Origin of the sequence: Bartonella sp. AP3QHHD (genome assembly GCF_042195765.1) — a bacterium.
Lineage (GTDB): Bacteria > Pseudomonadota > Alphaproteobacteria > Rhizobiales > Rhizobiaceae > Bartonella.
The window spans coordinates 1-5,182 of the sequence record NZ_JBHIPC010000052.1; the positions used below are offsets into that span (position 1 = coordinate 1).

The following is a 5,182-nucleotide window of genomic DNA, read 5'->3' on the forward strand; positions in this document are numbered from 1 at the left end:
TAAAACAGCGTAATAATGGCGTTAATTATAAATACAATATGTTTATTTATATAAATATTATCCAGATTTTAATAAGAGTGAGATATGCAAAAATTAACTAGTATTCAATCGAAGAGTAACAATAAAATCCTCGCAATTTCTGCAGCTATAACTGCATTGTTCATGGATAGTTCTGCTTACGCCGCCGCAGGCATTTTAACAAATGCAGAGACCGCTCTAACAGGTTTACAGACAGACTTAAAAGTAATTATCCCTATCGCTGCTGCCGTTATACTGTTGTGCTTAGCAATTGGCTATGCAGGACGCTACATCGGAAAAGACACTTTTGTACGTTGGGCAGTAGGTGTTGTCGTCGCAGGTTCTGCAACCCAACTTGTTACTCTGCTATTTAAGCCATAGTGGCGTTAATTATGACTCATAAAAACAATATGTTTATTTATATAAAAATATTATCTAGATTTTAATAAGAGTGAAATATGCAAAAGTTAATTAGTGTTCAATCGAAAAGTAACAACAAAATCATCGCAATTTCTGCTGCTATGACTGCATTGTTCATGGATAGTTCTGCTTACGCCGCCGCAAGCGTTTTAAAAAACGCAGAGAACGCTCTAACAGGTTTACAGACAGACTTAAAAGTAATTATCCCTATCGCTGCTGCCGTTATACTTTTATGTTTAGCAATTGGTTATGCGGGACGCTACATCGGAAAGGATACGTTTGTACGCTGGGCAATTGGTGTTGTCATTGCAGGTTCTTCAGCCCAACTTGTTACTCTGCTATTTAAAACAGCGTGATAATGGCATCAATTACAAATAATATAACACGATACGTTTATACGATAGACAATCAGTATTATTATCGTACCCTCTACAACCAAAGTTACTGCAATATTATTGAAAGGTAATTCATGAATCAGTATAATACGTAATGTTTTTAATATCCATCGATTATAGGTGTGTACCAGTAATAATGTAGCCATACTGAAAAAAGGAATATTGTTTATAGCAACTTTAATTAAAAGGGGATAAAGGATATGAAACAATCAAATACGTTTCAAGCGAAGACGTGCAACAAGATTAATGTTATTATTATCACTTCAATGATGTTATTAATAACGCAGTCTGCATATGCTCAGACGGAAACTGAGAGCTTGGATGCCTTCGTAGGGATGCAATATGGATTAAGTATACTTATTCCTATCGTCGCCATTATTATTCTTTTATTTCTTTTGCTTATTTATATATTTCGCATCATTGCAAGAGCTACATTTATACGATGGGCATTCAGTGTCATTATTGCTGGTGCAGCCTTTTATATTAGCCACATATTATTTCACCTCCACTGACAAGAGCACCCCATGAAATCACAAGAACAAAAAGAATTCCCCCTATTCAAAGGAGCAACACGTGTTCCAACTATATGGGGGGTCCCCATGATGCCATTTATCGTTATGGTTATGGGGGTCGCTGCTACTGCTATGACAGTAAGTATCTTTTTGTGGATTATAGCACCTCCATTATGGTTCATTATGGTGCAAATTACTAAAAACGATGATAAGGCGTTTCGTATCTGGTGGTTATGGATCGATACTAAATTTCGCAATCGCAATAAAGGTTTTTGGGGCGCATCAAGTTATAGTCCCTCTGATTATAGTAAAAGGAGATAAACATGACAGCTGTTGAAAGCAGCAAACGCCTTGCATCAGAGGCACCTGTAAGCCTGTTTCTGCCTTATTCACATCATATTACAGATACGATTATTTCTACTAAAAATGCGGAATATTTGTCAATTTGGAAAATTGACGGGCGTTCGCATCAAAGCGCTTCAGAAGAAGATATTTTTCAATGGATAAAAGAGCTTAACAATACTCTACGGGGTCTTGCATCAGCCAATTTATCATTTTGGACGCATATTGTGCGCCGCCGTGTTTATGAATATCCTGATTCAACATTTGATCAAATGTTTTGCTATCAACTTGATGAAAAATATCGACAAAGCTTTACTGGTTATAATTTGATGGTCAATGATTTATATCTGACTGTCATTTTTCAACCGATAGCGGATAAAATTATGTCGTTCTTTTCTAAACATGAACGTGAAACGCTTGATCAAAAAAAGATGCGACAAGACACATGTATCAAAGAACTCAATGACATCAATCGTACTTTAGGCCAATCTTTAAACCGTTACGGTGCAGAACTTCTTGGTGCTTATGAAAAAAATGGGCATGTTTATTCTTCTGCACTTGAATTCCTTGGAATGCTTGTCAATGGTGAATATCGCCCTATGCCAATTTGCCATGACCGTTTTGCTGACTATATGTCTGTCAATCGACCTTTTTTCTCAAAATGGGGCGCTCTTGGTGAACTGCGAACAACCAGTGGAATGCGTCGATTTGGAATGCTGGAAATTAAAGAATATGATGCAACAACCAAACCAGGACAATTGAATGTTTTGTTGGAAAGTGACTTCGAGTTCGTATTGACGCAGAGCTTTTCGGTGCTCTCCCGACATGCTGCTAAAGATTATTTACAACGGCATCAGCGTAATCTGATTGATGCACGAGATGTGGCAACGAGCCAAATTGAACAGATTGACGAAGCACTAAACCAGCTTATCAGTGGGCATTTTGTCATGGGAGAACATCACTGCACATTAACGATCTATGGTGATACAATTCAACAAGTTCGCGACCATATGGCCAAAGCAAGTGCAGCATTACTAGACGTTGCGGTACTGCCTAAACCTGTAGACTTAGCAATAGAGGCTGGCTATTGGGCACAACTTCCTGGCAATTGGAAATGGAGACCGCGTCCTGCTCCGATTACATCATTGAACTTTTTATCATTTTCATCTTTTCATAACTTTATGTCAGGAAAACCCACTGGCAACCCATGGGGACCAGCCGTCACAATTCTTAAAACAACCAGTAAAACGCCGCTTTATTTCAATTTTCATGCCTCCAAACTTGAAGAGGACTCGACAGATAAACGTTTACTTGGTAATACCGCGCTTATCGGACAATCTGGTTCGGGTAAAACCGTTTTACTCGGCTTTTTGTTAGCACAAGCACAAAAATTTAAGCCGACAACTGTTGTTTTTGATAAAGATCGTGGTATGGAAATTGCCATTCGGGCGATGGGTGGAAAATATTTAACATTCAAGCCAGGCAGAAAAAGTGGTTTCAATCCTTTCCAACTCCCACCCACACAAGAAAATCTTATTTTTTTGAAACAATTTGTTAAAAAATTGGCAGAAGCTGGTGGTGAAGTCACGCACCACGACGAAGAAGAAATTAACAAAGCAGTTATGTCTGTTATGAGTGCTAACATTGACCGATCACTCCGTCGTTTGTCCTTTCTAGTACAATTTTTACCAAATCCACGTTTAAGTGATTATAATGCTCACCCATCTGTTCATGCTCGCTTACTAAAATGGTGTGAAGGTGGTGATTATGGGTGGTTGTTTGATAATCCCCATGATGCTCTTGATCTCTCAACACATCAAATTTACGGCTTTGATATCACGGAATTTTTAGATAATTTTGAAACTCGCACTCCAGTGATGATGTATTTGCTTTACCGCACAGAAGGCATGATTAGCGGACAGCGATTTATGTATATCTTTGACGAGTTTTGGAAGCCTTTGCAAGATCCGTACTTTGAAGATTTAGCGAAAAATAAACAAAAGACTATCCGTAAACAAAATGGTATTTTTGTTTATGCAACACAAGAACCTAGCGATGCCTTGGAAAGTAATATTGCCAAAACACTCATTCAACAGTGTGCAACTTACATTTTTCTAGCCAATCCCAAAGCAAATTATGAAGATTATACAAAAGGCTTTAAACTAACAGATGCCGAATTTGAACTCGTTAAAGGACTTGGTGAATTTAGTCGCCAATTCCTCATTAAGCAGGGTGATCAATCTGCGCTTGCAGAACTGAATCTTGGTAAATTCCATCTGACACGCGATGGAAAAACCATCGAACACGACTTTAGTGACGAGCTCTTAGTGTTATCAGGAACGCCTGATAACGCAGAGTTAGCTGAAAGCATTATCGCAGAAGTTGGTGATGATCCGGCAATATGGTTACCAATTTTCTTACAGCACGCAAAAAATGACAGGAGGGAAACATGAAAAAAAAGGTCATTTCAATAGTAGTTGTAATAACTTTAGGGATTTCAAACCCAGCGATGGCTTGGGTTTGGGGCGCTGGGGCGGCGGATTTATCGGCATCCGTTCCAACGAAGTGGCCCAATTTTTTTGGAAGTTCATCTTCAAATACATCAAAGTCTAAAAAAACTCCACAGCAAAAGAAAGCGCCACCTGATGCCCAACTTCTCGATATGCTAAAAAAACACCTTGAGGAAGTAAAAAAGATACACGAATCTATAACGGGAAGCCAAAAATTCGATACTAAAAAACTTAAAAATGTACAAACAGATCACAGTAGCTTTTTTCTCAAAAATCCAGAGAATCTCTACAATAGAAATAAAACTTCTGCTCTATCTACATCATTTGAAAATATTTTAAAAGAAGAAGAAATTCCTGTCACTATCCATGAATCTAGCAGTTTTATCAACAAGCGCATCCAATATGCAGCCATCACTGATAAAGCCGTAAGTTTAAAAACTTTTCAAGAAGCAAACAATCGTTTTCAGCAAATTGAAGAACTATTAAACGAAATCACGACAACAAAAGATCTAAAAAGTATTGCCGAGTTACAAGCACATATAATTGGAATGCTTGCTATGCTACAAAATGAAACAGCAAAACTACAAATGGTTACACATTTACGCAACGCTGAACATACACTTATCAAACAACAGAAAGATAAGCATAACATAAAAATTTTGAATAGTAAAAACACGAAAATGCCTACCATAAGATTTATTAGGTAAAGCTTTTATAATAACATTTTGTATATTATTTTCCTGTATGCTCGTAAAAAGAAAAAGTTAATGCGTAATACTCAATTCTCTCTCATAGATCGAAAAGGTCTACGAAGTTTCATTTTATCCTTAAAAAATTCAACGAAAAATGCTTAAAAATCATATAAAAAGTTGAAAATTCGTTAAAGAGGAATGCCATGAACTTCACTATGTTCACGCAACTTTTCGATAAAATTAACCAGGTAACACAAACATATGTCACGGGTATTTCCTCAAAAGCAATTGCT

General features: G+C 37.3%; 6 protein-coding genes. All 6 read left to right on the forward strand.

Annotated features, from left to right (window positions below):
* The first annotated feature begins 84 nt into the window (after positions 1-84).
* The 6 genes from trwL (ACFIL7_RS03155) to ACFIL7_RS03180 all read left to right on the forward strand — a co-directional run bounded on the left by trwL (ACFIL7_RS03155) (position 85) and on the right by ACFIL7_RS03180 (position 4,904).
* The gene (gene trwL / locus ACFIL7_RS03155) at positions 85-399 is read left to right on the forward strand and encodes a VirB2 family type IV secretion system major pilin TrwL (RefSeq protein WP_375683345.1); all 315 of its coding nucleotides are present in this window, start codon (positions 85-87) and stop codon (positions 397-399) included.
* Positions 400-476: 77 nt separating this feature from the next.
* A complete protein-coding gene (gene trwL / locus ACFIL7_RS03160) occupies positions 477-794 on the forward strand; it encodes a VirB2 family type IV secretion system major pilin TrwL (RefSeq protein WP_375683346.1) in 318 nt (105 codons plus the stop codon).
* Between the two features lie 239 nt (positions 795-1,033).
* On the forward strand, positions 1,034-1,345 hold the full coding sequence (locus ACFIL7_RS03165; protein WP_375634374.1) for a conjugal transfer protein: 312 nt from the start codon (positions 1,034-1,036) through the stop codon (positions 1,343-1,345).
* A 12-nt stretch (positions 1,346-1,357) separates the two neighbouring features.
* Positions 1,358-1,666 carry a type IV secretion system protein VirB3 gene (locus ACFIL7_RS03170; protein ID WP_375634372.1) on the forward strand — a complete coding sequence of 103 codons (309 nt, stop codon included), beginning with the start codon at positions 1,358-1,360 and terminating at the stop codon, positions 1,664-1,666.
* Between the two features lie 2 nt (positions 1,667-1,668).
* The gene (locus ACFIL7_RS03175) at positions 1,669-4,140 is read left to right on the forward strand and encodes a VirB4 family type IV secretion/conjugal transfer ATPase (protein WP_375683347.1); all 2,472 of its coding nucleotides are present in this window, start codon (positions 1,669-1,671) and stop codon (positions 4,138-4,140) included.
* Entirely contained in the window at positions 4,137-4,904 is a 768-nt protein-coding gene (locus ACFIL7_RS03180) for a type IV secretion system protein (RefSeq protein WP_375633486.1), read from the forward strand. The genes ACFIL7_RS03175 and ACFIL7_RS03180 overlap by 4 nt, the downstream gene beginning before the upstream one ends.
* The last annotated feature ends 278 nt before the right edge of the window (positions 4,905-5,182 follow it).